Consider the following 1,363-nt stretch of genomic DNA (forward strand, 5'->3'; position numbering starts at 1 on the left):
GCTCTGTCAGCAGAGTCACGACGGTACGCCTTGCGGGGTCTGCCGCAGCTGCCACCTGGTGGCTGCCGGTACGCACCCGGACGTGGCCACGTTATCGTTCGGCCTGCGCAAGGACGGCGTGACCCGCAGCGAGATCGTCGTCGACCAGATCCGCGACCTTTCCGCACGGTTGGCCATGTCCAGCCAGTTCGGCGGCTGGCAGATCGCCACGGTGGATCCGGCCGACGCGATGAACGCCGCCGCAGCGAACGCCTTGCTGAAAACCCTCGAGGAGCCGACCCAGGCCACCTTGCTGGTGCTTGTCGCCGATGAGCCGGCACGGTTGCCCGCGACTATCCGCAGCCGCTGCCAGCGCATCGATTTCCTGGTGCCGTCACGCGACGTCTCCCTGGCGTGGCTGGCTGGCGAAGGGGTGAAAGAGGCGGAAGCGGCACTCGACGCGGCCGGCGGCAATCCCGGCATGGCGCGGACCTGGGCGGCTGACGGCGCGCTCAAGCACCGCGTCGAGGTGCGTCATGATCTCAAGGCGCTCGCCGCCGGCCGCGGCGACGCGATGGAAGTCGTCAAGCGCTGGCAGGCGGCCGAGCCGGCTCGGTACCTGTGGTTCGCGGCACAGGCCGCGACGGACGAACTCCGTGCCCGTGCCGCCGGCGTCGCCGCTCCGCTGGAAAGCCAGCTGGATGACGAATCGCTCGATGCCTGGTACGGCAAGGCAAACCGGGCAAGAGATGCGCTGCGCGGGCCGCTCCGCGTCGATCTGTTGCTGCTCGAGCTGCTTGCCGCCTGGCGTTGACGCTGCCTTATCGGGCGTTCGGCCTTAATCGGCACATCTCTAGCGCCTCGCAAGGAACTTAGCCTTTGTCCCGCGACCCCGTCATCGACGGCAGTACCCGTCTACTTGTCGTCGCGCCCCACCCGGACGACGAATCGCTCGCCGCCGGCATGCTGATCCAGCGCACGCTCGCCATGGGTGGGCGTGCCGATGTCCTGCTCCTCACCGATGGCGACGACAATCCGTGGCCGCAGCGCTGGATGGAGCGGCGCCTGGTGATCGACTCGGCCGGCCGGGCTCGCTGGGGTGCGCGACGTCGGCTCGAGGTGGCTGCGGCACTGGGTCGGCTCGGCGTCGGCCCGGAGCACCTGCATGCCCTCGGTTGGCACGACATGCAGGTCACCGATGAGCTACGACTGCGAACCTCGGCGGCGGTAGGCGCGATTCGTCGCATCGTCGAGCGGGTACGGCCCACCCTGGTCGTGATCCCCGATCTGCGCGACAGCCATCCCGACCACGGTTCAGCCCATGTCCTTGCCCGACTGGCTCTGTCGGCGGCGGGGTCGATGGCCGAGATACTCACTTACATGG

The 1,363-nt window shown here is 68.8% G+C and carries 2 protein-coding genes; both read left to right on the forward strand.

Annotated elements, in window-relative coordinates:
* The coding region (locus tag AC1DT2_RS23485; RefSeq protein WP_477299087.1) for a DNA polymerase III subunit delta' at nucleotides 1–793 on the forward strand (793 nt) is incomplete at its 5' end.
* A gap of 65 nt (nucleotides 794–858) precedes the next feature.
* Nucleotides 859–1,363, forward strand: a 505-nt coding sequence (locus AC1DT2_RS23490) for a PIG-L deacetylase family protein (protein ID WP_477299088.1), incomplete at its 3' end; no start/stop codon positions are given.

It is taken from the genome of Luteibacter sp. P4_E6 (assembly GCF_056401535.1).